At 43.9% G+C, this 24,209-nt stretch carries 23 protein-coding genes; 5 read left to right on the plus strand and 18 right to left on the minus strand.

Features of this window, described 5'->3' with window-relative positions; genetic code table 11:
- Window positions 1-57: 57 nt before the first annotated feature.
- The 6 genes from rplS to ffh all read right to left on the minus strand — a co-directional run bounded on the left by rplS (window position 58) and on the right by ffh (window position 5,252).
- Entirely contained in the window at window positions 58-417 is a 360-nt protein-coding gene (gene rplS / locus A587_RS0101540; protein WP_017216162.1) for a 50S ribosomal protein L19, read from the minus strand.
- Window positions 418-450: 33 nt separating this feature from the next.
- Window positions 451-1,218 (minus strand): tRNA (guanosine(37)-N1)-methyltransferase TrmD, encoded by a 768-nt coding sequence (gene trmD / locus A587_RS0101545; RefSeq protein ID WP_017216163.1) that lies wholly within the window; start codon window positions 1,216-1,218, stop codon window positions 451-453.
- Window positions 1,218-1,751, minus strand: a complete 534-nt coding sequence (rimM, locus tag A587_RS0101550; protein WP_010606688.1) for a ribosome maturation factor RimM — start codon at window positions 1,749-1,751, stop codon at window positions 1,218-1,220. Before rimM ends, trmD begins: the two co-directional genes overlap by 1 nt.
- 17 nt (window positions 1,752-1,768) lie before the next feature.
- Entirely contained in the window at window positions 1,769-2,017 is a 249-nt protein-coding gene (rpsP, locus tag A587_RS0101555; protein WP_017216164.1) for a 30S ribosomal protein S16, read from the minus strand.
- Between the two features lie 187 nt (window positions 2,018-2,204).
- Entirely contained in the window at window positions 2,205-3,428 is a 1,224-nt protein-coding gene (locus A587_RS0101560) for a lipase family protein (RefSeq protein ID WP_017216165.1), read from the minus strand.
- A 444-nt stretch (window positions 3,429-3,872) separates the two neighbouring features.
- Window positions 3,873-5,252 (minus strand): signal recognition particle protein, encoded by a 1,380-nt coding sequence (ffh, locus tag A587_RS0101565; protein ID WP_010371045.1) that lies wholly within the window; start codon window positions 5,250-5,252, stop codon window positions 3,873-3,875.
- Window positions 5,253-5,459: 207 nt separating this feature from the next.
- Here ffh and A587_RS0101575 point away from each other — a divergent pair, with 207 nt between their 5' ends.
- Both A587_RS0101575 and A587_RS0101580 read left to right on the plus strand, forming a co-directional pair.
- The gene (locus tag A587_RS0101575; protein WP_017216167.1) at window positions 5,460-6,266 is read left to right on the plus strand and encodes a cytochrome C assembly family protein; all 807 of its coding nucleotides are present in this window, start codon (window positions 5,460-5,462) and stop codon (window positions 6,264-6,266) included.
- 68 nt (window positions 6,267-6,334) lie between these two features.
- Entirely contained in the window at window positions 6,335-7,594 is a 1,260-nt protein-coding gene (locus tag A587_RS0101580; protein ID WP_017216168.1) for an HlyC/CorC family transporter, read from the plus strand.
- 52 nt (window positions 7,595-7,646) lie between these two features.
- On the opposite strand, the gene A587_RS0101585 is transcribed toward A587_RS0101580, so the two are convergent.
- From A587_RS0101585 to rluD, 6 genes are all read right to left on the minus strand, one after another.
- Window positions 7,647-8,255 (minus strand): transglycosylase SLT domain-containing protein, encoded by a 609-nt coding sequence (locus tag A587_RS0101585; protein WP_010606683.1) that lies wholly within the window; start codon window positions 8,253-8,255, stop codon window positions 7,647-7,649.
- 130 nt (window positions 8,256-8,385) lie between these two features.
- A complete protein-coding gene (gshA, locus tag A587_RS0101590; protein WP_017216169.1) occupies window positions 8,386-9,963 on the minus strand; it encodes a glutamate--cysteine ligase in 1,578 nt (525 codons plus the stop codon).
- Window positions 9,964-10,091: 128 nt separating this feature from the next.
- Window positions 10,092-11,027 (minus strand): NADP-dependent oxidoreductase, encoded by a 936-nt coding sequence (locus tag A587_RS0101595; protein ID WP_017216170.1) that lies wholly within the window; start codon window positions 11,025-11,027, stop codon window positions 10,092-10,094.
- A gap of 128 nt (window positions 11,028-11,155) precedes the next feature.
- Window positions 11,156-13,729, minus strand: a complete 2,574-nt coding sequence (clpB, locus tag A587_RS0101600) for an ATP-dependent chaperone ClpB (protein WP_017216171.1) — start codon at window positions 13,727-13,729, stop codon at window positions 11,156-11,158.
- Window positions 13,730-13,819: 90 nt separating this feature from the next.
- Entirely contained in the window at window positions 13,820-14,536 is a 717-nt protein-coding gene (pgeF, locus tag A587_RS0101605) for a peptidoglycan editing factor PgeF (protein ID WP_017216172.1), read from the minus strand.
- Between the two features lies 1 nt (window position 14,537).
- A complete protein-coding gene (gene rluD, locus A587_RS0101610) occupies window positions 14,538-15,515 on the minus strand; it encodes a 23S rRNA pseudouridine(1911/1915/1917) synthase RluD (RefSeq protein WP_010371027.1) in 978 nt (325 codons plus the stop codon).
- Window positions 15,516-15,638: 123 nt separating this feature from the next.
- On the opposite strand from rluD, the gene A587_RS0101615 reads away from it, so the two are divergent.
- The gene (locus A587_RS0101615) at window positions 15,639-16,403 is read left to right on the plus strand and encodes an outer membrane protein assembly factor BamD (RefSeq protein WP_017216173.1); all 765 of its coding nucleotides are present in this window, start codon (window positions 15,639-15,641) and stop codon (window positions 16,401-16,403) included.
- A 253-nt stretch (window positions 16,404-16,656) separates the two neighbouring features.
- Here A587_RS0101615 and glnB read toward each other — a convergent pair whose 3' ends face one another.
- Entirely contained in the window at window positions 16,657-16,995 is a 339-nt protein-coding gene (gene glnB / locus A587_RS0101620; RefSeq protein WP_010371023.1) for a nitrogen regulatory protein P-II, read from the minus strand.
- A gap of 137 nt (window positions 16,996-17,132) precedes the next feature.
- Between glnB and A587_RS0101625 the strand changes: the two genes are divergently transcribed.
- Window positions 17,133-17,669 (plus strand): GspH/FimT family pseudopilin, encoded by a 537-nt coding sequence (locus A587_RS0101625; protein WP_223193559.1) that lies wholly within the window; start codon window positions 17,133-17,135, stop codon window positions 17,667-17,669.
- A gap of 99 nt (window positions 17,670-17,768) precedes the next feature.
- A complete protein-coding gene (locus A587_RS0101630) occupies window positions 17,769-18,275 on the plus strand; it encodes a GspH/FimT family pseudopilin (RefSeq protein ID WP_232288004.1) in 507 nt (168 codons plus the stop codon).
- A gap of 262 nt (window positions 18,276-18,537) precedes the next feature.
- Here the strand turns inward: A587_RS0101630 and A587_RS0101635 are convergent, their stop codons facing one another.
- The 5 genes from A587_RS0101635 to pilV are packed head-to-tail and all read right to left on the minus strand — an operon-like array spanning window position 18,538 to window position 24,126.
- Window positions 18,538-18,975 (minus strand): type IV pilin protein, encoded by a 438-nt coding sequence (locus A587_RS0101635; RefSeq protein WP_017216176.1) that lies wholly within the window; start codon window positions 18,973-18,975, stop codon window positions 18,538-18,540.
- On the minus strand, window positions 18,962-22,096 hold the full coding sequence (locus tag A587_RS0101640; protein WP_026000854.1) for a pilus assembly protein: 3,135 nt from the start codon (window positions 22,094-22,096) through the stop codon (window positions 18,962-18,964). The genes A587_RS0101635 and A587_RS0101640 overlap by 14 nt, the downstream gene beginning before the upstream one ends.
- A 22-nt stretch (window positions 22,097-22,118) precedes the next feature.
- Window positions 22,119-22,580, minus strand: a complete 462-nt coding sequence (locus A587_RS0101645; RefSeq protein ID WP_017216178.1) for a hypothetical protein — start codon at window positions 22,578-22,580, stop codon at window positions 22,119-22,121.
- Complete coding sequence (locus A587_RS0101650) at window positions 22,568-23,575, minus strand: PilW family protein (RefSeq protein WP_017216179.1); 1,008 nt, start codon at window positions 23,573-23,575, stop codon at window positions 22,568-22,570. The genes A587_RS0101645 and A587_RS0101650 overlap by 13 nt, the downstream gene beginning before the upstream one ends.
- A complete protein-coding gene (pilV, locus tag A587_RS0101655; RefSeq protein WP_017216180.1) occupies window positions 23,572-24,126 on the minus strand; it encodes a type IV pilus modification protein PilV in 555 nt (184 codons plus the stop codon). The genes A587_RS0101650 and pilV overlap by 4 nt, the downstream gene beginning before the upstream one ends.
- Window positions 24,127-24,209: the final 83 nt, after the last annotated feature.

Consider the following 24,209-nt stretch of genomic DNA (forward strand, 5'->3'; position numbering starts at 1 on the left):
ACCAAAACAGGCCGCATAAAGCGGCCTGTTTTATCTGCATTTGATAAATGCGACGTATTAGTTAAGTTTCTCTTTAATACGTGCAGATTTACCAGAGCGCTCACGTAGGTAGTAAAGCTTAGCACGACGAACCGCACCACGACGCTTAACTGCTACGCTGCTGATAAGAGGGCTGTGCGTTTGGAATACACGCTCAACACCTTCACCGCTTGAAATCTTACGAACAGTGAAAGATGAGTGTAGACCACGGTTACGCTTAGCGATTACAACACCTTCAAAGGCCTGTAGACGCTCTTTGTTACCTTCTTTTACGCGTACCTGTACAACTACTGTATCACCAGCGCCGAACGCAGGTACGTCTTGCTTAAGCTGTTCAGCTTCAAGCTCTTTAATAATATTTTGGTTTACTTTTGCCATTTTATTTCTCACATTCCTAGGTGTAACTGTCTTCTAGCCACAAGCTTGGCCATTCTCTTGCTGAAATTCAGCAAGTAATGCCGCCTGCTCCTCAGTCAGAGCTAGGTTACGCAACAAGTCAGGACGACGTTGCCAAGTTCTACCCAAAGACTGCTTTAAGCGCCATTTGGCTATTTCTTGGTGGTTTCCGCTGAGTAATACAGCAGGCACCTGTTTATCATCCAATGTTTCCGGCCGAGTATAATGAGGACAATCCAACAAGCCATCCGAAAATGAATCTTGTTCTGCTGATTGGTTGTGACCTAACACACCTGGCACTAATCGAGCTACTGCATCGATTAATGTCATGGCAGGTAACTCACCACCACTCAGTATAAAATCGCCGATGGACCACTCTTCGTCTATATAAGACTCGATGATCCGCTCATCAATACCTTCATAACGACCCGCTACTAAAATCAACTTTTCAGATTGCGCCAATTCAGTCGCACCTTGTTGATCTAGCTTTCGCCCTTGAGGGGACATATAAATTACTTTAGCGCCATCTCCTGCTGCCGCTTTGGCATCAAGAATGGCCTTTTTAAGAGGCTCAACCATCATCAACATTCCCGGGCCACCACCATAAGGGCGATCATCCACAGTTCTGTGTTTATCAGTGGTGTAGTCTCTCGGGTTCCAACAATTTAACTCAATCAAGCCGTTTTTCACAGCTCGACCCGTTACGCCTTGCTGAGTTATCGCATCAAACATGTCAGGAAAAAGTGAAACCACTCCAACCCATAGCTTTTGCTGATCGCTCATTAAAACGCTGGATCCCAATCTACCGTAATCTTTCTCTCGTCATGATTAATATCCAAAATAACAGAGTCTGTTAAGAATGGAATTAATCTTTCCGATTGGCCAAATGCATCTTTTTTGTTTGCTTTCACAACCAAAACGTCATTTGAACCAGTCTCCATCAAGTCATCAACTATGCCTAAGTCGTAGCCTTTATCGGTTACTACTGACATGCCGATGAGATCTCGCCAATAAAACTCCCCTTCAGGTAATTCAGGAAGCTGCTCAGCATAAACAGCGATTTCAGCATTGGTATAAGCCACTGCTTCGTCTCTGTCGTTTACCTGTGCAAATTTAGCGATATATCCCTTGTTGTGACGACGCCAGTCGCTCACTTCAAGGTTTTGCCATTTACCTTGTTGCCCTATCAACCATGGGCTGAAATCGAAGATCCCTTGGGGATCGTCAGTAAATGAATGCACCTTAAGCCAACCCTTGATGCCATAAGGAGCACCAAGCTTACCAACAACGATTGTCGAGGTTTTACTTTGACTCATGGTTACACTTACGCCTATTAAGCCGCTTTACGAGCGTCTTTAACCAGCTTCGCAACGCGATCTGAAAGAGATGCGCCTTGACCTACCCAGTGATCAACACGAGATAGATCTAAACGTACTTTTTCTTCCTGACCTGCTGCGATCGGGTTAAAGAAACCTACTTTCTCGATGAAACGACCGTCACGCGAGAAACGGCTATCCGCAACCACGATTTGATAGAATGGACGCTTTTTAGCGCCGCCACGTTGCAAACGAATAGTTACCATACCGTCCTCTACATAGATTGACTGTTTTCATTAATAAGTTTGTACTTCCCATTACGGGAAGCTCGGGCATTTTACGCATTTTTCAGCGCAATGCAAGTTTGAATTAGATAAATGCCCAACAGCGACGCAATTGTCGCCCTTGAGCACCTTGATAATAGACTAAAATGTGGCGTAGAAACGAATTCAGTTATTCCATTGGTTGCTGTAGCTTATCCATTTCTGCGATCAAAGTTTTTATCGCCTTCTGCTGCCCTTCAGCCGTGCTAACATCTCCTAATAAAGGTAATGTAGACGACGTTGCTTCAACCTCAAGCTTACCGTGAACTCGTTCCCCCATACTCTCTATCGTTTGCTTGAGCTGCTCTCCAATTGCGGGTTCACTGAGCAGATGCTGTAGCCCGGCTTGCTGCGCAGATATGGGGATTTGGAAGTACTCTAGATAGCTGTTTACATGTTGATACGCAGCTTGCTGTAAGAAATTCACAAAGTCAGAATTCTCTGAACTAATGATACTGGTATTGAGCTGTCCTTCAAATGGAGGGTCACTTGGTGCTAGTTGCGTGTAGTTTGTGCGATTGGCAAGTTCTTTTGCAAAATCAATTAAACCATCAACAATCCGGCTTGAAATTTCACTTCCATAAATTGTCTTAATCTCCTCCAAGCTACTTTCAGCCCACGCATGAGGAACGATATCTAAACTATTTGCAAAGCGCACACTCACCGCTTTATCGTCTGATAGGCTGCCATTTGGAAGCTGCTGATTAGAATGAGCGGCAAAGACATCGTTGCCCGCTGTTGGGCCAGCCGTACCCATGGTTTTGACAGTGGCGTTACACGCCGGATCCCACAGTAGTGCTTTACCTTGCAGATCTCGCAGCATCAAGGCGACAGTGGGAGCAAGCGCACCACCTTTGCTATGCCCCGCGACCGTAATGCCACAAGGCGACTTAGCCGTATCGCGTAAAAAGTGCATCAAAGGGATACCGCTTCCTGGGACATTCCCCTGCGGGATCATAACATTCAGCATCGCTAAACCTAATGCCGTAGCCGCTGAAATTTCGGCCCCTTTAACATTGGGAGCAAAAATCCAAGGGGTTGTGATGGCAACATTAAAGTCTTGGAAAATCCAATCAAATAATGATTTTCCATTAGTACCTGCTATTGCTACTATGTATTGGTCAGTTCCACCCACCCGTGCAACATACATCGTGTTAAATGCTTCACCATTGGGCATCATTTGAGCATGAGGTCCCCATACTATGTCGACATCAATAAATGGTATTTCTTTTAATGAGTTGGAGATGGTGTGGTACAGAGACTCATCGCTGCCGCCTGGATTTTTAGAACCAGCATTTGCGAATATCTCCACGGCAAAAACGAGTTTTTCAATATCTGTTGGTTGATTTGACATGACTTGCTCCTTGTAGTGATAGACCACAAGCGCACACATAAAACGATAGACTTTTAGAATACTCACTATCGACAATCGCTGTTGTCGTAATACGCAGTGTAAGTCAACACTACTTGCCGCCGCTGTCGGTCTGCTTTATAAATGTAGAAAGAAACTCACGGGTGGCAACGCTATGCCACTGAACGCCACTCATTATGGCTCGATGGCTAGCTGAGCTAAAGCGACAGATTGAGGCTAGTCCAACGACTGAAGAGTGTCAAAAATATTTGGTACTTACATTAAGTATGTTAGAAAGACAAAAAAGGGGGAGTTAAACGACCTCACAGAGACTACAGCATAGTTTTACATCAACCATAGTCGAGAGCAAGTTGAAAAGGCCAATGACAAAATCACTGGCCTCTAAAAACCGTCAACTAATTTTAGGACGGGACATTTTTGTTTGATTTAGAACTTAGGCCCACCGCCACCGAACATGCCCGGTGGCATCATGCCTTTCATGTTCTTCATCATTTTCATCATGCCGCCTTTGCCTTTCATCTTTTTCATCATCTTCTGCATTTGGGTAAATTGCTTCAGCAACTTATTAATGTCTTGTACTTGCGTACCAGAACCCGCAGCGATACGCTTTTTACGCGAGCCTTTGATGATTTCAGGACGTGCACGCTCTTTTGGCGTCATTGAGCTTATGATGGCTTCCATTTGGTTAAAGGTCTTGTCGTTTACTTGACCTTTTACTGCATCCGGCAAGTTCGACATACCAGGCAGCTTTTCCATCATCGACATCATACCGCCCATGTTTTTCATCTGGCGCAGCTGTTCAGCAAAATCTTCCAGTGTAAAACCATCGCCTTTAAAGACTTTCTCAGCCACTTTTTGGGCTTTGTCTTTATCGACTTTCATTTCGACTTCTTCAATAAGCGACAGTACATCGCCCATACCTAGAATTCGAGATGCAACACGGTCTGGGTGGAATGGCTCTAAGGCATCCGTTCTTTCACCCACACCGATAAACTTAATGGGCTTACCAGTAATATGGCGAATAGACAGTGCCGCACCACCGCGCGCATCACCATCCGTTTTAGTTAAGATAACACCGCTGAGTGGCAGCGCTTCATCGAACGCTTTTGCTGTATTTGCAGCATCCTGACCTGTCATTGAGTCAACAACAAATAAGGTTTCAATTGGGTTAATCGCCGCGTGTAAATCTTTGATTTCATCCATCATGTCTGCATCTACGTGCAAACGACCTGCGGTATCCACAAGTACCACATCAATGAACTTTTTCTTCGCGTGAGAAATAGCACCCGTTGCGATATCTACCGGCTTTTGTGAAATATCACTGGGGAAGAACTCTACGTCAACCTCTGCTGCTAACGTTTCAAGCTGTTTGATAGCCGCTGGACGATACACGTCAGCACTCACCACCAACACAGATTTCTTTTTGCGCTCTTTAAGGAATTTAGCCAGCTTACCAACACTGGTGGTTTTACCCGCACCTTGAAGACCTGCCATCATCACGACAGCTGGCGGCTGCGCGTTTAGGTTCAGCTCTTCGTTGGCCTCACCCATCGACTTTTCAAGTTCTTCACGAACAATCTTGATGAAAACCTGGCCTGGGCTCAGACTCTTTGTGACTTCTACACCAACCGCGCGTTCTTTTACTTGTTTTACAAAGTCGCGCACAACTGGCAAGGCAACGTCAGCCTCAAGCAATGCCATGCGTACTTCACGGAGTGTTTCTTTAATATTGTCTTCAGTTAGTCGGCCACGGCCACTGATGTTTTTAAGCGTTTTTCCTAAACGCTCTTGGAGGTTTTCAAACATGTATCGGTTCCAAAATCTCGAAATTGTCGGGCATTATACTGATATGCGAGCCACTAATACAGTATTCAAGCCGATTGTTCTGCTTTTTACGCTTTCGCTGAACGAAAATAAGAATAAGTTAACGGATTGAGATAAAACCCTATGCAAGTGGATAGGCTTTAAATACAATAGCTAAAAAAGGAAAGCAAAAATTAGGCACTTATTTTTATGTTGATTATTAGCTTGTCATTAATCGCCTGTCTCTTTTACATCATGGCCACCAGCCATGTTTTATCGCGCTTATTTGACAAACAAGGTCCAGATCAAAAGAAAACCTTAATATTAAGCACCGTCGCCATTTTGACTCATATGCTAGTGTTGGTGAATTCAGTGTTTACGCATCAAGGACAAGATCTCAGTACCGTCAACGTTGCCTTGTTAACCTGTTGGGTTATCGTTGTTTCTGTAACGACCGTATCTTTACGCTTCCCTGCAACATTATTGCTGCCCGTGGTGTATGGTTTCGCCGCTATTTTGTTATTAGCAAGCCTATTCATTCCACACCATATTATTATGCATACAATAAACATAGATGTTGGTCTCGTTTTACATATTTCACTTTCTTTGTTGGCTTACTGTGTACTTATCATCGCCACACTCTACGCCATTCAATTTATGTTTATTGATAAACGCTTAAAACAACGGGATTTGGCGATTATGACCAGCCATCTACCGCCACTTATGCAAGTGGAAAGGCAACTTTATCAGCTGTTATTTGTAGGCACAGGTTTATTAACACTGGCATTGGCATCCGGTTTTTACTTTTTAGACGGTATGTTCGCCAAAGAGACTATTCACAAAACCATTTTATCTATCGTTGCATGGCTTATTTATGTCGTCGTCGCCTTTGGGCATAAGCAGTTCGGCTGGCGCGGTAAGTCTGTGGTGATTTCAATCATAGCGGCTTCTGGCATCGTGACTTTAGGTTACTTTGGTAGTCGCTTTATACAAGAAGTGATTTTAGGCAGGTTTTAAACTTTAACTTGACTATCGTAACTCACTAACGCTTAATACTCTTTCGTAAGTAAAAAAGGGATCCACTGTTGGAAGACATATCGACCAGCGCCTTGTTTATCATACTCGGCGTGCTCATTTTGATGTCGGCTTATTTTTCTAGTTCAGAAACCGGTATCATGTCAATCAACCGTATTCGTCTACGCCATCTTGAAAAAGAGAATCACCGTGGTGCGAAGCGTGTAAGTAACCTCCTTAACCGTCCTGATAGACTGATTGGTCTGATCCTGATCGGAAATAACCTCGTCAATATTGCCGCTGCACAAGTTGCTACCATCATTGGACTGCGCCTGTATGGCGATATGGGTATCGCAGTAGCTACTTTTGGCCTCACACTCGTGGTCCTTATCTTCGCTGAAGTCACACCTAAGACTCTCGCAGCTTTATACCCTGAGAAAGTCGCGTTCCCAAGCTCTGTTATCCTCAAAGTATTGTTGAAGGTCTTGTTTCCTTTGGTTGTTGCGACCAACTGGATCACCAATGGTATGTTACGTTTAGTCGGGATCACACCACAAGAGATTGAAGAGCATAGCCTAAGTAAAGAAGAATTAAAAACCGTGGTAAATGAGTCAAGCGCTATGCTGCCCTCTAACCACCAAAACATGCTCACTTCTATCTTAGACTTGGATCACGTGACCGTGGAAGACATTATGATCCCACGCAGTGAGATCAATGCGATAGATATCAATGACGAGTGGAAAGATATTGCTCGCCAGCTCACGAATGCGCAGCACACCCGAGTGCTACTTTACCGTGACCAAATTGATGATGCGGTTGGTTTTATTCACGCTCGTGATGCGCTACGCCTACTGACAAAAGAGCAGTTTGATAAGCCGTCACTACTGCGTGCGGTAAGAGAGATTTACTATGTACCAGAGAATACCTCGCTCAATACACAGCTGATCAAATTCCAAGAAGCCAAAGAGCGCATTGGTCTTGTTGTTGATGAGTATGGTGACATTCAAGGTCTGGTTACGCTCGAAGATATTCTTGAAGAAGTCGTAGGTGACTTTACCACTACGCAGACGCGTGCGCCGAGCGAAGACGTAAACATGCAGCGTGATGGCTCAGTTATGGTTGACGGCAGTGTAAACGTGCGTGACTTAAATAAAGAAATGAGTTGGGACTTACCTACCGAAGGTCCTAAAACCCTCAGTGGTCTGATTGTAGAGCACCTTGAGGATATTCCAGATGCGCCTCTTGGCTTAACGATTTCTGGTTATAAGATGGAAGTCATTGAGATCAAAGAAAACATGATCAAGATGGTGAAAATTTCTTCCAGCTCTTAAGCAAGTAAAAGCTAAACTCAATTGCGGTGTTGAAAGTAACACCGCGGTTTACTCAAGAAAAAATTCTCTCGAACCAGTTCTTATCTAAATCATCTTCACAGCGTTTAAGTTGAACGGCATAGCGCGCAGCACGATGCTTTACCTTATTTGCGACTTGCATTAACCATTTCTTATTTTTATACGTACCACGACGATAACCGCCCCAGCCTTCATGATAATTGAGGTATTGTGCGTAAGCGTCCCATTTAGACACGCCGTTTACCTTGTGAGTCTTGTATACGAACCAAGCCATAAAGTCGATGGCGTCTTCAAAGTCATCGCGATCTGCACCTGAGTTTCCAGTTTCACGAATATAATCAGACCAGGTCGGGGTTTTGGCTTGAGAGTAGCCATAAGCAGAGCTAACTCTGCCAACAGGAATAAACCACAGGAAATATTCCATAGGAGGAGCCGCATCATGCCGAAAAGAACTTTCTTGATACATCATGCTCATTAGTACATGCTTTGGTGACCCCCATTTTTCTTGAGCATCACGAGCGTCATAATACCAATCTTCTTTTTCCTCAAAAATCTTACAAATATCATGAGGTTGTTTAGGTGGTGCAGTAGCACATCCGGATAAAACAGCGACGAGGCTAATTAAAATTAATTTTTTTTGCATTTTTTTCGAAACCTAATGAACTTTTACAATTTGCATTGGTCTGAACTTATGAATGCAGCAGTTTAGCATTGTTTCATCCCTGAAATTTATTTGCGCAGCCTTATGGCTGCGCTTTTTTATGCCTTGTGCATTATGCCCTTGAAAAATAATCGTCAAGGAAAGCCGTGAAGTCTACCGTATCAGCAGCTCTAACCGCAGCCTCATCTTCGAAAGACTGACGTGCAAATGACTTCAGCGTATCTTCATCGTAATAGCCGTATTTGATATCTTGATGAAGTTGCTTATATTTTTTCGCAAGTTCAATGCCCATTGAGCCTTGTTCTAAGGTACGACTCTTCAGTTGAGATAGCAACTGCCCAGAAAAAGTAAGTGCAGGTGCTTCAATTGACAACATTAATTTTTCCACTGTTGCCACGTAGACTGATTTTTCGGTACTCGCATCTAACATTTTTGCGACTTTGAGTAAGTCTGTAAAAATCTCTGTGCCCCACTGCTTCACACTCACAGGCTCACCCGCTTTACTCAGTTCAAGTGCTGTGCAGCGACCTTGGTTAACCACCTGATGTAAATTCTTACCAGCGAGCTTCTGCGCTTCAAACGAAAGCTCAGGGCTTGGCTTTAACAAACAATAGGTTAAGAACACATCAAGGAAGTGGATTTGCTCAAGACTGACACCAGTATGCTCGAATGGGTTAACATCCAGCGCACGAATTTCGATATATTCGATACCACCACGTTCAAGTGCCTGAGTCGGCGTTTCACCAGACTTGGCATTGCGCTTTGGTCTAATTGGCGAGTAGAACTCATTTTCAATTTGTAAAATGTTGCGATTCAGCTGTTTTGGCTCTGCTGCTCGATAGTCTGGAATTTCATGATATAAGTCGGAGCGACAACGAATGGCTTGTCGCAAGCCCGCAATATACTCATCCAGATCGTTATACATCACCTTAAGCGAGCTTTGTGCGCTATTGGTATAACCTAAATCACCCAGTCTAAGCGCCGTGCCATATTCAAGGTAGATGGAGCCATTTTCTAGCTTACTAAATGGCAAGTCGCTCTTTTTGCCTTGCAAAAATGACGGACAAAGCGCAGGAGATGCGCCAAACAGGTAGCTTATCAGCCACATTTCACGCTTGAAATTACGAATAAGGCCTAAATACTGCTGGGAGATAAATGATTGTTGAGGGTTATCATCTTCAGACATCACTTGCAGGCTTTGCCATACGGTCTCTGGAAACGAAATATTGAAGTGCACACCCGCAATGGCCTGCATCATGCTGCCGTAACGGTTTTTTAGCCCTTCACGATATAGGGTTTTCATTTTGCCGATATTAGAAGTGCCAAACTGCGCTAGGACGATATCTTCTTCGTCCTCAATAAAGCATGGCATCGACAAAGGCCACAGTAACTCATCACCCATGTTAGCCAAAGTAAACTTCTGTAGATCAGAAAGTTGCGCTAATGTCTCTTGTGGGTCTTCACTCACTGGAGTGATAAATTCGAGTAGTGACTCAGAAAAATCAGTGGTGATATGACCATTGGTCAGTGCGTGGCCCGTCTTTTCTGGATGCGGTGTTTTCGCTATTTTTCCCGACCCTTGGATCCGCAATGCCTCACGTTCGATACCTCTTTTGATACCTTTGAAAACGCCGCGATGCGCGCCGTCAGACAATAAGTCCAGCTTAGTGTTTAAGTCTAATTGTTTCAAAAATTCTTCCTCGAACCTACAGGCCAATTTCAAGTTTATGGGGTCGAAACCAAATTATACCAAGTGTATTCATTAAATGAGTGATTTAAACCGAGCAATCAATTTAAATATGGCTACTTTTAGTACACTTAGGCCTTAATAATAACTTTGCCAACATGCTTACCACTTTCCATACAGTGATGAGCCTGCGCAATATCCGCCATAGCAAAGTAATGACTTACATTTATGCTGATTTTGCCAGCTTGATACGCCTGATACAAATATTTAAGATCGTCTAAATTACTCGCAACCAGCATCCCCTCAGCCCTTACACCCCTTATCGTAGCTCGCTCACAGACCATTTCTTTGGTGACGCTGGGAATAGTCACTAGGTGCGAATTCGGCTTCATCGAGTCGACACACTGTAATGCAATATCGCCACCAATTAAGTCCAGTAAATCGCACTCAACTTGGTGCTGATAAAATTTGTCATAACTTATTGCCGTTACCTTGAGCTTCGACAACAATTCGTGCTCAGGACGGGTCGAGACAGCAATGACTTTTCGCCCTTGGAGCTGCGCTAGTTGAATTGCTAAATGCCCCACACCACCAGTTGGTGCCAATACATATAGTGGACGATTATGATTCGAAAATTTATCTAACGCTTGTTTTGCCGTAAGACCCGCAAGACAAAGACCTGCAATATCTGGATTTTCTTGCAAAGAAACCTTGATGAGCTCTGACTCAAGCGCCATTGTATAGTCACTATAGGTCCCGGGGTTACTTGCAAATCCAACCATACCGATGACAAGGTCGCCTACTTTAAACTGGCTATCTGGGCCATAAACCTCAACCACCTCACCATACAGATCGTATCCGAGCGGCAAAAAGGCATCTGCGCTTTTTTGCGCTGCAACATAACCAAGGCCTTGTCTGGTTTTCACTTCAATAGGATTTATGCTGGTACTGTTTACTTTTATGCGCACTTGGCCTGAAGTAAGCGCTGGCAAAGAAATGATGGTGCTACACAGCTGGTTGCTATCACCAAATTCGTAGATACCGTAAGTGGTTGACTTATTTATCATATGCGGCTTTCTTAGAAGACAGTTTGTTATCTTTGTAGAATACGCGAAAGGGTAAGGAGTTTGAAGAAATTTACAGTATGGGAAGGAAAAACGCGCTTACAGCATGGCTGTAAGCGCGTTAAGCTATATTAGTGATTAAATACGATTTGGTCGTCAACCACCTCGACTTTAATGGTATCGCCAGTCACAAACTTACCTTGTAACAAGTCCTGCGCCAACGGGTTTTCAATGTATTGTTGCACGGCTCGTTTTAAAGGACGCGCACCATATACAGGATCAAATCCACTTGCAGCGATTTTATCAAGCGCGGCGTCACTGAGCTCAAGCGCAAAGCCTTTTTCAGTTAAGCGTTTACTCAATCTGTCTAATTGGATACTCGCAATTTCTTTAATATGTTCATTGATAAGCGGGTGGAACACCACGGTTTCATCAATACGGTTAATAAATTCAGGTCTAAACTGACTAGCGAGCACGGCCATAACACGCTCCTTGAGTGCTGCGTAGTCGTTATTTCCTGCTTGCTCTTGAATGACATCCGACCCTAAGTTCGAGGTCATGATGATCACTGCATTTTTAAAATCAACCGTGCGACCTTGACCATCGGTCAAGCGACCATCGTCCAAGACCTGCAATAAGATGTTAAATACATCTGGATGCGCTTTTTCCACTTCATCAAGTAAAATCACAGAATAAGGGCGACGCCTTACCGCTTCTGTCAAATAGCCGCCTTCTTCGTAGCCGACATAACCAGGAGGTGCACCAACCAAGCGCGCAACTGAGTGTTTTTCCATAAACTCGGACATATCAATGCGCACCATGGCATCTTCCGTATCAAACATAAAGTTGGCTAACGCTTTGGTCAGCTCCGTTTTACCAACCCCCGTTGGACCTAAGAACAAGAACGAACCAATTGGGCGATTTGGGTCTGCAAGCCCGGCTCGTGAGCGACGGATAGCGTTGGCAACCGCATTAACGGCTTCGTCTTGACCAATCACTTTTTTATGAAGCTCGTCTTCCATTTGCAGTAACTTTTCACGCTCACCTTGAAGCATTTTTGCGACCGGGATCCCAGTCCAACGAGATAAAATTTCTGCAATTTCATCTTCACCAACCTGATTTTTTAAAAGGCTCATTTCCTGCATTTCAGCCTGAGAAGCAAGGTCTAGTTTTCGTTCAAGCTCAGGGATCCGACCGTATTGTAGTTCGGACATACGTTGCAAATCACTTGCTCGACGCGCGACTTCTAGATCTAAACGCGCTTGCTCAAGCTCAGCCTTAATCACTTGTGTGCCTTGTAGTGAGGCTTTTTCGGCATTCCACACTTCATCAAGCTCTCGATACTCAGCTTCTAATTCATTAATGAGCGTTTGCATCTCAGTGCGACGCTTTTGACTCGCTTCGTCTTTCTCTTTTGCCAGCGCGTTATCTTCCAATTTTAGTTGGATAATACGGCGCTCTAGTCTGTCTAATTGCTCCGGCTTTGAGTCAATTTGCAGTCGAATTGAAGACCCTGCTTCGTCTATCAAATCGATAGCTTTATCTGGAAGCTGCCTGTCTGAAATATAACGATGTGATAAATTAGCCGCAGCGACAATCGCAGGATCGGTAATATCCACTGAGTGGTGCAACTCGTAACGCTCTTTTAAGCCACGCAGGATAGCGATGGTATCCTCTACGGTTGGCTCTGCAACAAATACTTTTTGGAAACGACGCTCAAGTGCCGCGTCCTTTTCAATATACTGACGATACTCATCGAGTGTGGTCGCCCCTACACAGTGAAGCTCACCACGAGCTAGTGCGGGTTTTAGCATGTTGCCCGCATCCATTGCACCGTCGGTTTTGCCCGCCCCTACCATAGTATGGATTTCGTCAATAAAGAGAATAACTTGGCCTTCTTCTTTAGCCAGCTCGTTTAATACCGACTTTAGGCGCTCTTCAAATTCACCACGGTATTTGGCTCCAGCCACCAATGCGCCCATATCTAGCGATAGTACGCGCTTACTTTTCAAGCCTTCTGGAACTTCACCGTTGATAATACGCTGCGCGAGCCCCTCAACGATGGCGGTTTTACCAACGCCCGGTTCACCGATAAGTACAGGGTTGTTTTTAGTACGGCGCTGTAGCACTTGAATAGTGCGGCGGATTTCGTCGTCACGGCCAATAACCGGATCAAGCTTGCCTTGCTCGGCACGCTCAGTGAGATCGATAGTAAATTTCTCAAGAGCTTGGCGAGTGTCTTCGGCATTAGGGTCATCCACTTTTTGACCCCCTCGAATAGCCTTAATGGCTTGCTCAATCTTTGGTTGGGTGATGTTAAGCGCTTTGAAAATCTCGCCTAATGGGCCTTTATCTTCGCACGCAGCAAAAACAAACAACTCGCTGGAGATATATTTGTCTTTACGCTTTTGTGCATATTTATCACACAGATTGATCAGCGAAATAAGGTTATTTGAAAGCTGTACATCACCACCTACGCCTTCTACTTTAAATAGCTTTTCAATGGCTTGTGACAACTTAGTATTAAGCTCGTCGGCGCTCACACCTGCTTGTGCTAATAATGCGCGCACACTTGAGCCGCTCTGTTGGAGCAAAGCATACATTAAATGAACAGGTTCAATAAATTGGTGATCGCGCCCAAGCGCTAATGACTGCGCATCGGAAAGCGCAGCTTGGAATTTGCTTGTAAATCTATCTAAACGCATGATTTATTTACCCATATAAAATATCGAATTACCTTATTTATGGGTATTAACTGAACGAAGATCAAGCGTAAAAGTAATAATTTACCCTGATTATTTGCGCCAAATCAAAGTTGCCATACGGCCCGTTGTTTTGTCTCTACGATAAGAAAAATACTGCTCGGACATAGTTACTGTACAGTGTTTATCGCCGTAAAAATCCTCTACACCTTGTTCGCGCAATAACGACTGTGCAAGCTCGAAAATATCCGCAAGATATTTACCGTCTTTTTTGGCAACAAATGCCGTATTTCGTTGCGCCTCAAAAGCCTGTACTACGTCTTCGCCCACCTCGAATGCACTAGGCCCAATCGCTGGGCCAAACCATACACAGATCTCTTCAGGTGCACAGGTAAACTTAGCCAGTGTTTGCGAGATAATTCCAGCAGCAAGAGGCTTCCAACCACCATGGATAGCGGCCACCTCTGCACCATCTTTTGATGCAAGCAGAATGGGTAAGCAGTCTGCCGTCATAATAGCCAGTGGCGTTTGGCGCAAGCGAGTGTATAAGGCATCGGCTTGATGGACCTGCGCGATTTCAAACTGCTCGTCGACCACCACCACTTCTGCGCCATGTACTTGCTCAAGCCATACAATCGGGTTGGCCACATAGCCATGTAAAATTCGACGGTTTTCGGCTACCTGTTCGGCATTATCGCCAACATGAAAGGCTAGATTAAAGCTATCATACGGCGGTGCTGAAACACCGCCCTTACGCGTTGTTGATAATGTCCCAACGAATTGGGTTAATGGCCACTGAGCAAGTTGCATCTTATAACGTTAAATCCGGGTTTTCTTTGGTATCTTCTCTAAGCGCTGCCACCAGTTTAATCATATCTTCAGGCACAGGCGCTTCCCATGTCATCTTCTCGCCAGTAATAGGGTGAGCGATACTCAGTTTTATAGCATGCAATGCCTGACGTTTAAACTCTCTTAATTGTTCGGTTAATCCTTGAGTCGCATTTCTTGGTGGACGAGGACGGCCGCCATAGAGCTGATCGCCAATTAGCGGGTGATTCAAATACGCCATATGTACACGAATTTGGTGCGTTCTACCGGTTTCTAGGCGCAGGCGAAGGCGCGTGTGTGCTCGAAACTTTTCAGCAACACGGTAATGAGTGATAGCAGGCTTGCCCATCTCATGTACTGCCATATGTGTACGCTTAGTTGCGTGACGACCGATTGGCTTTTCAATCATGCCACCTGCGGTCATCGTGCCATTACAAACAGCTTCGTATTCACGTGTGAAGTTTTCACGCGCTTGTAGATTCTTCACCAAGTGCGTTTGTGCTTGAATAGTTTTCGCCACGACCATTAGACCGGTAGTGTCTTTATCTAGACGGTGCACGATACCAGCACGAGGCACGTTAATGATTTCTGGGTGATGGTGCAGCAGAGCATTTAACACAGTGCCATCTGGGTTACCGGCACCGGGGTGAACCACCAGCCCCATCGGCTTGTTTATCACAAGAATGTCATCATCTTCGTAAACAATGTCTAACTCTATATCTTGCGCTTCGTATTCACGTTGTGCTTCGATAACCGTCTCGATAGCGACACTTTCACCACCAAGTAACTTTTCACGAGGGGTGTTGAATACTTCACCATCTACGGTGACTTTATCTTCAAGGATCCAAGTTTTTATTCTTGAACGAGAAAAATCCGGGAACAATTGCGCCAATATTTGGTCTAGACGTTTACCACCGAGTTCGACTGGAACCTCCGCTTGGAGGGAAATTTGCTCTGACATCTGAAACTTTACCTAATTTACCAGTGCAAGCCGTGCTCGACTGGGTTAGAATCGTATTAATGCATAGTTTACTCGGTTTTGCCGAGTTGGCCTAGCCGAAGAAAACAAAGGTAGTAAAATAAAATGATTAAAAACTTAAGGACACACGCCTTTAGGCTGGCGTTAGCCGCGTCTGTTTTGGGTTTGGCAGCCTGTTCATCCGCACCAGAACAAGAAGATATTGAACGCGTACCAAACAAATCCGCCCAAGCGCTTTATGAAGATGCTAAACAAACATTAGATTCCGGTTTATATGCCCGCGCCATTGAATTATTGAGTGCGATTAATGCTCGTTACCCGTTTGGCCCTTATGCAAGACAAGTTCAAATGGACTTAGTCTACGCATATTATCAAACAGGTAACACTGACCAAGCACTTGCCACTATTGATCGTTTTATTCGCTTAAATCCAAATCATAAAGACCTAGACTACATGTACTACATGCGAGGTTTGGTAAGTATTAAAGCCGACGAAAACGCATTCCAAGAATATTTTGGTGTAGACAGAGCCGACCGCGATGCCAATCGTACCCGTGTTGCTTTTCAGGATTTAACCACGTTAGTTAAAAACTACCCAAACAGTCCGTATGCACCAGAGGCGAAAAAACGTTTAGTTTGGCTACTAAACAAAATGGCTCGTTACGAACTAAGAGTCGCTGAATATTACTTCGAGCGTGAAGCATATCTTGCCGCAGCAAACCGTGGTAAATATGTAGTAGAACACTACTCTCAAAGTAGTTATCTTACCCAAGCTTTTGACATTATGGAAAAAAGCTACCGCAAACTCGGCCTGCCAGACCTTGCGGATAATGTGAAAAAAGCCAAATCGGTTAACGCACGTAACAAATAAATACACTGTTAAGTCACGATATCACCGATGTCGTGACTTCTCTCCCACCAACACTCGCCTTCAAGCATTCTACAGCAGTAAAAAATACTTGTTTTCTGTACATAGACATTAGCCGTCAGCCGTCAGCCGTCAGCCGTCAGCCGTCAGCCGTCAGCATATTTTATTTGATTGTAGTTGTAATAAGGAAGGAATTAGGCTGCCCATAATAGAAGGTAAGCAGCCTTAAAAGGTAAGCATTTGACTTAACAGCGCATTAAATCGCTTCTTCGTCCTCTTCACCTGTACGGATCCGAACCACGCGCTCAACATCGGTCACAAAGATTTTACCATCACCAATTTTGCCCGTTTGTGCGGTTTTTAGGATAACTTCAATGGCTCTGTCAACGTCTTCATCTGCGGTAACAATATCAAGTTTTACTTTAGGCAAGAAATCTACCATATATTCAGCACCGCGATATAACTCAGTATGACCTTTCTGACGACCAAAACCTTTTACTTCACATACCGTCATACCTGTGATCCCCACATCCGAAAGCGCTTCTCGGACATCATCAAGTTTAAACGGTTTAATTATTGCTTCTATTTTCTTCATGACTATCTCGATTCCTTTGGTATAGCGTCGATTTTAGACAATCCGCTTGCCCAAGGCAAACAAAGACATTGAAAGTTGAAGTGATTTCACGCAATAATAGTAATCATAAATTATTACTTTTTGATTGTGAGGCGGTAATGAAACAATCAGCAGGATTCAATCTACTAGAACTGATGATAACCATCGCTATATTGGCTATCGTATTGGCCATTTCATTTAGCTTTGATGGCAACCTGCTGCAACGCAACCGAGCAGAGTCCTTCTTACAAGAATTACAACGTAACATCGCTTTTGCTCGTGTAAAAGCAACCGCCGCAGACGAAATTGTCATTCTCTGCCCAGCTCCCCCAGCCAATATTCAAGCTAGGACTGCATTTACTTGCCAAGATAATTGGGCAACGAACAGAATTAGCGTGTTTGTTGATAGTGATAAAAATGGCACATTTAGTAATGGTGATACTATCCATAGAACGATGGAGGTCGTAGACGATAACGACACTATGGTATTTTCTGGTGACAATCGTCTAAGGTTTGATTCAAGTGGACTCTTAAGTGGTTCAAACGCCGGAAATTTTACCTATTGTCCTGGTAGTGACGACAACAATCAGCAGTTGAGTGTTTCAACCGCTGGTACAGCATTATATCGAGGAAATACAACAGATACCTGTGGATAGCCACAAAAGTACTGATGCGCGAAATATCTCAAAGTTCCAATCTTGCCTTTAATATATAAACGACTAGGCTTAAAGAAAATATAAAACGAGGCAAAGGATATGCATCGTCATATGGGTTTTTCCCTATTGGAATCTTTAGTGTGTTTGGCGATTATCACTATCGTCAGTTTATTCTCTCTTCCCAGTCTTACGGCTTTATTTCAGTTTGATAAACCAAAAATAAAACTTGAAGCGTTGCGACGAGCCATTAATTTTGCTCGCATTCAGGCCGTTGCAAGCGGTGCAACCGTTACTTTGTGCCCCCTGAAAAATAATCGCTGCGACGACAAAGAATGGCACACTCAGTTAACGGTTTTTATCGACTACCACCCTCAAGGTGAGTTTTCAGGCGATGATTATAAATTAGCGGTTGTGGACTCAGTAGACTCAGGGGACAAGCTCACCTACCCAAGAAACGCCATTATATTTCGCCGCTTTGGTCATCTCGCGGGACTCTATAACGGTACTTTTGTCTACTGTAACGCAAGTTCTACCGTGGGATTGTCTCTGTCAGTTAGCTACACAGGGAGAAGCACTTTAAAAGATACTGATGAGTGTCAAAAGTAAATAACCTAAGCTTCGGATAATTAATGCCTTTCTAGCAGCCAGTTTTTGCGCTAACAGCGTTGAATTCACTTCCAATAGCCCGCTATTGGTACGTAAATTCGCCTTGTTAATCCCAAAACTTTCTGGCTAGATAAAGAAATAATTTAATGTAATATTAAAAACAATGAATTAGCTCATTCCTTACCCAAACCTCAGGTTAAATAACCTAAGCTCGGGGATAGTTAGTGTTAATACAAAGGGGAGTTAACTACTCCCCCGAAAATTAACGTTCCCAGCACCTATCTATAGCGTCTTGATTGGTTGTCCCAGTCACACCACGAACCCCAAGTTCATCAATAGTTAAAGCTGGGCACTGTTCATCGCCTCGAACCGGCCCTGCTGCGGCTGTTGCAACGATTCTAAAGGTATCTGCAGTAACGTTTTCAAGTGTTACATTGAAATAACCATTTTCTGTTGCCGTCGCTACACCGATTGCCGCTAGATTATCGCTGTAAACTCTATTATCAACAAAAAACTGCTCTTGCTTATTCGCGGCGTCAAGTAACAAAGTCATGGCATCAGCCCTTGCCCCTCTTCTCACATACTCAGTGTAATTAGGGTACGCAATCGCAGAGAGAATACCGATGATCACCACCACTATCATTACTTCTATCAGGGTAAAACCTGATATTGCTTTGTCTAGGGTACTATTTCTTCTCATCGCTATCTTCCCTCTTATAAATGTAAAGTTGTCTTGTTCTGATACCCGAAGTTTTATTTTTAAAGATAATAACCTTGTCATCATCGCCTACCACTGGCACTGGTTCACCCGGTATCCCTGGCGGCACAAATGGATTACTGTCATCAGCTATAATCCCAGGGCCTGCAATATAAGGAACTCTTTTACCATTTTCATCTTTGCGTACAACTAGAGTCGGCGTATCTGGTAGGTCTTGTGAGGTCACGTAAGTTTTCCCTGTGCCATAATGTAAATGGAACATGTAAAGCTGCCCTTTACCACCTGTTAATGTGCATTGTTGGGTTGTCTGATCTGCTGGTGTAAATGAAGTAAAATATGCGACTCCTCCAATAACAGTCGCACCAGAGAGCGACTTTTCGCCCCCTGATAATTGATACTTCCAGCCATTAAACTTAGCCAGCTCTACTTCTAGTTCAACAAAGTCGTCAATATCATCTACAGCATTCCCAAACGGATCGCTCTTCATTTCCATTAAATCAGAAATTAATATAGGGTCTGGAATATCGTTTACAAAAGATTGCGTTTTCGTATGTATATCCCTAATCATGAAAAGATAGTCAGTCACACTTGAATCTGTCGGCTTAGAGCGATTACCACTACCAATAACAATGGCGTCAAACGGTGTATCTCTGCGCTCTTTAATCAAATTCCCGTTATATCTAGTCTCTGTTACCTTACTATAAAAGGTACGAGCAATATTTGGACGATAAAAAAAGCGTCTATCCTCATCAGCAAAGCTACTCCCCAAACGTGCCAACTCAAAATGAGTCCAAGGCTCAGTACTATCAGATGGGTTTGGACCGGGTATATCAATTCTCCAGATACTCCCTGCGGTATCCGCTAAATAAATTCTGTCAATATAGCCATCGTAGTCTGAGTCCGTTAACGTTGGCTCCGCAACAATACTGTGCTTACCTTTAAACGCATCACCAGTCAGCGACCAAACGATATCAGCATTGTTTGACATGATATCAACCATGTAAACCCCTACGCCTTTATCATTATCATCGCTACGTGAAACATTATCTTTATTGGTATTGTATCCTGCTGCAAAAACCAATACCGGTCTATCCTTTTGCTTTTCAATGAAAGTCACCACAGGCTTGGACCACGTTTGCCCCAAGTTCTTAAACTTATTTGAATCACCGGAAATAGGCCCACCCCACAATAGTTTGGGTGAATCTGGATTGGTAATATCAAAACCATAGTATTTATTGCCGCCGCGGCGCATTCCCACAAAGGCCCAAACCTTATCACCCGCTTCTACCTTGCGATTTTTATTCACATCGTGAAAGTACACAGTAATAGGTCCATCTAGGCCATACAGTTTCGTTTCTGCTTTACGTGTTTTGACTGGATTCAGGATAGGTAATAAAGAACCTGGGATAAATGCCCAGCTTTCAGTTACGCTATTTCCTTGATCTTTAAACATATGGAGCATGCCGGCGTTGGTACCAATGAGCACGCGAATATCGCCATTGCCATAGTCAACCGTTGCAGGCTTTGAGTGTAATGGATCGGCGAATATGTCTGGCCTTCTTTCAGATCTCAAACCGTCACCATCATCATCGTCGACGTCTTGACCTATCGCCCAATTAAAAATACTTTGTATCTCACTTTTACTTGCACCACTTAACTCCATTGCTGTGGCAAGTTTAGTTAAATTACCATAGGCACTTTCGGCATTATTATAGGTGAAATCAACTAAATCACCGCCACCAAAATCAGACAGTACTTTTCTAGTAACCTGATTTTCAAGCGCATAGTTAACTCCTCCTTTTTCAATATTGTTGCCATCTTTTGATTCCGCTTGCGACCAATACGTTGTGATATTGCTATCAATCGCACCTTTATCATTTATCGCTTTAGTCAGTTCCTGACCTACTATCTCTGTACCCACAAACTTAAGCTTTTTCAGGTTGCCACGCCAGCGAGTATGTGTCTCTGGTTTAAACTGAGTGTAGTAAAGTGCATCACCTGTTTGGGTTTGATCTTCAGCATTGGCGGATACCGTTGGTGAACTAAAACTTGCACTCACATTTCTGATATTGGTAATCGTGGTTTTGAGTACATCCGACAGTTCATTTGCGGTATTGGCGTGCAGGTATTGCCCCCCTCCTTCCTTAGCAGTTTCCGCAAGCAACTCTTTACCTGTACTAGACATACCGTTACCAAAACCGATCGTAAAGACTCGCGCAAAGTCATGTTCATCTGGAGTAGAAGGATATAAGTCAACTTTAACTTGAGATGTACCACGCATTGTTTTGGCTAAAGCTGGTAAATAGTTTTTGGTAACACCAGAGCCTTCATTAATGTCGAAATAATTAGGGTAGGCGCCATACACTGAGTAATATTCATTAACGATGCTTGTGTTAGAATCAGTATCGCTGGTAGGGTCGCCATCCGTCATTAAAATTAAGTTGATTGACGTATCACACCGCTCTTCTTCGCCACGGACAGGCGTAAACGCAGAAATATAGTTGCTCCCACGTTCAATCCCTTTATCCCTGTCGTTTCCTCCGTTAGTGCCCCAGTATACGCCGCCACCTTTAAGATAGTTATATAACTCCCAAAGCGTTTCTGACAATGGTGTCGAGCCATTTGCAGGCAATGCGTTGATCTTATCAACAATATCGCTGCGGCTACTGCCAATCCCATTAAGAATATAACCCCCACTCGAAGAATAAAGTCGAGACAGGCCAAATCTAATATCATCATTATCGCTAACTAAACTGCGCATTGCATTTTGTGCTACTTTTAGGCGGCTATCCGCGCAGCCCTGAACCGCTTGATTATATTGGTTCGCTTGATAACAGTTACTGCCATTAAAACACTCGGTTTCTCGGTAGCCATAACGCGTTTCATAGTACCAGCCATTCCAAACACGATATGAATAACGCTCATAACACGCCTTACCATTTTGAGAGTCCCACGCCATACTGCCTGATGTATCGAACAGCATCAGTACCCGAGGTTGCTCACGGGTAGAAACATTATGTTTAACATAAAGCTCAATGTCTTCTGCTTGAGCGGTCTGTAATAGCGCCATTAATGCAACTATCGTGTATATTAACTTATTCATATCAGTTTCTCGAAAAAGGCTGTTAATTTGAAACGCTCACAATTTCCTGACCAATTCCCATCACGATAGTGACGTTGTGACGTCCCCTATCACCATACTCCACAGTGGCTTCGACTTCCGTCATGTTGCACACAAACCCCTCGGTATAGTCATATTGACGTGGACAAAACAGCTCTAGCTCACCGTTATTTAGGTTAGTCACAGTGGCTTGTAAGCCATTAGGCGTTTGTACTGTTGTGCCTTCGTCCGCTAACTGCTGCCTTGAACGCAGAAAAATATTGTTAGGAAGCGGCTGCTCTTGCTGAATTAATCTTTGCATTTCACCAAAGAGTAAGCTTTCAGCTTCTTCTCGTTCCATGACGGCATGGGTCATTTTTATATCCAACGCACTGGTACTCATTAACGTTACTGCAACCGCCATTATGGCGACTACCATGACCATCGCCATGATCAGTACTACACCCCGTTGCTTTACATTTCCCATGCTGAGCCTCCCATGTTGTACATTGATATTGTGGTTGAAAATACGGTACGTCTAATGGCATCGTTATAAGTCAACGTCCTTTTATCAGGATCATTACCTAATACGTAAGACCGCGACTGTACCCCAAAGTCAACATCCGATTCTAGCACCCTTACCAATACAAACAGCTGTAGGGATAAGATGCCTCTTGTAGCGCCCCAGTCAGCATCGGACATATTTGTTGTATTTCTATATCTATCCACTCGGCCGTCAAAATTGGTATCTAAACCAAAAACAAAACGAATTTGTTCAACGCCTTCGATCACTAGTTCATCCTTCATACCACCGTTTACATGTAGCCTTTGCCTTCTTAGAACGGGAATAGTAATAGTACGATTATTAATTACCTGCTGCTCTTCACTCACATAATATACATGGTGACTATATGGCCAAAGTGTCGCATTCACGCTTGGCATGTTGCCAACATTGCCACCTGCAATAAATTCGGCTTGCTCTTGCTGTGCAATAAAATAATACCTAGTTGATTGGATAGCACCTGCGTCTGGCACAAGACCTGTTATCTCTACAGGACTCCCTTCCAGAAACTTCACCTGTAACACTTCTGACTGCGGTCGAGCTTTGGTTATACACCCCATTGCCGTTGCATTTGTTGTGAATGTTGCCCAAATAGGTCTGAAATTAGCAGGCTGATTGTTCGGAAAGCTACCATTGTTTATCCCGCCAGAGCAGTCACTTCCAGGGTTAGCTGGAGCGGCTTGATTATCATCCGTGAAACCTTGATCGTAAAATGTCCCCCAAAAGCCAACTTGCTCGATATCCCGCCTCATAATGGAAAGCGCTAAACGTCCTTTTTCTTGTAGCTCTCCAATACTCATGGTGTCGTTGGTCGTCGCTTTCATACCGACATAAGTTGCAATGACACCGCCTAATAACAATACGCCGATAAACATCGCTATCATGAGTTCTAACAATGTAAAACCTCGGATTTTGTTCACGGCTGACTCCTTATCAACACAAAAGTTTCCATTACGACTGCACGCCGTCTATCGTCTTCAACACCACACCCGGCTGCTGGATTATTTTCCAATGCAGTCATTGCCTGACGCCCTCGCCAAGTGACAATAACCTGCACATTTACTCCAGATGGAGTGGCACCTGCAGTTGGATTAATACACACAATCGCGTTATCCAACGAACCTGTATTTTCCCTTGCTCTTATCGCTTGACGCCAATTAGCAATATCTGTTTTCGCAAGCGTTTCTGCATTACAGCGCTGTGTATAACACGTAGTGTTTGCCTGTACGTCTTCGGTGCTATTAAAGTCAACATCGTAAAGTGTGGTGATATTTGCCGCATCATTTGTTCTTATTCTGTGCATGATGTCACTGGCAAGCTCTACCGCAGCGGCTCGTTGCATAGAATCAAAACTTGCTTGTTTCGCTTTTGCTTGTAATGCCACCGCACCAAGCAGTCCAAAGCTTAAAATCATAAACGCAATAAGCACTTCTAACAGTGTGAAGCCATGTTGCTTTAGCGAAGTATGCATATCTCAACCAGAATTCAATTGTCCTAGCCTCAGTGTAAGCCGTCGTCTTTGAAACTCAATATGGGATAGTATGAAAGGTCTAT

It is taken from the genome of Pseudoalteromonas sp. NJ631, assembly GCF_000276645.1.
Classification (GTDB): domain Bacteria; phylum Pseudomonadota; class Gammaproteobacteria; order Enterobacterales; family Alteromonadaceae; genus Pseudoalteromonas; species Pseudoalteromonas piscicida.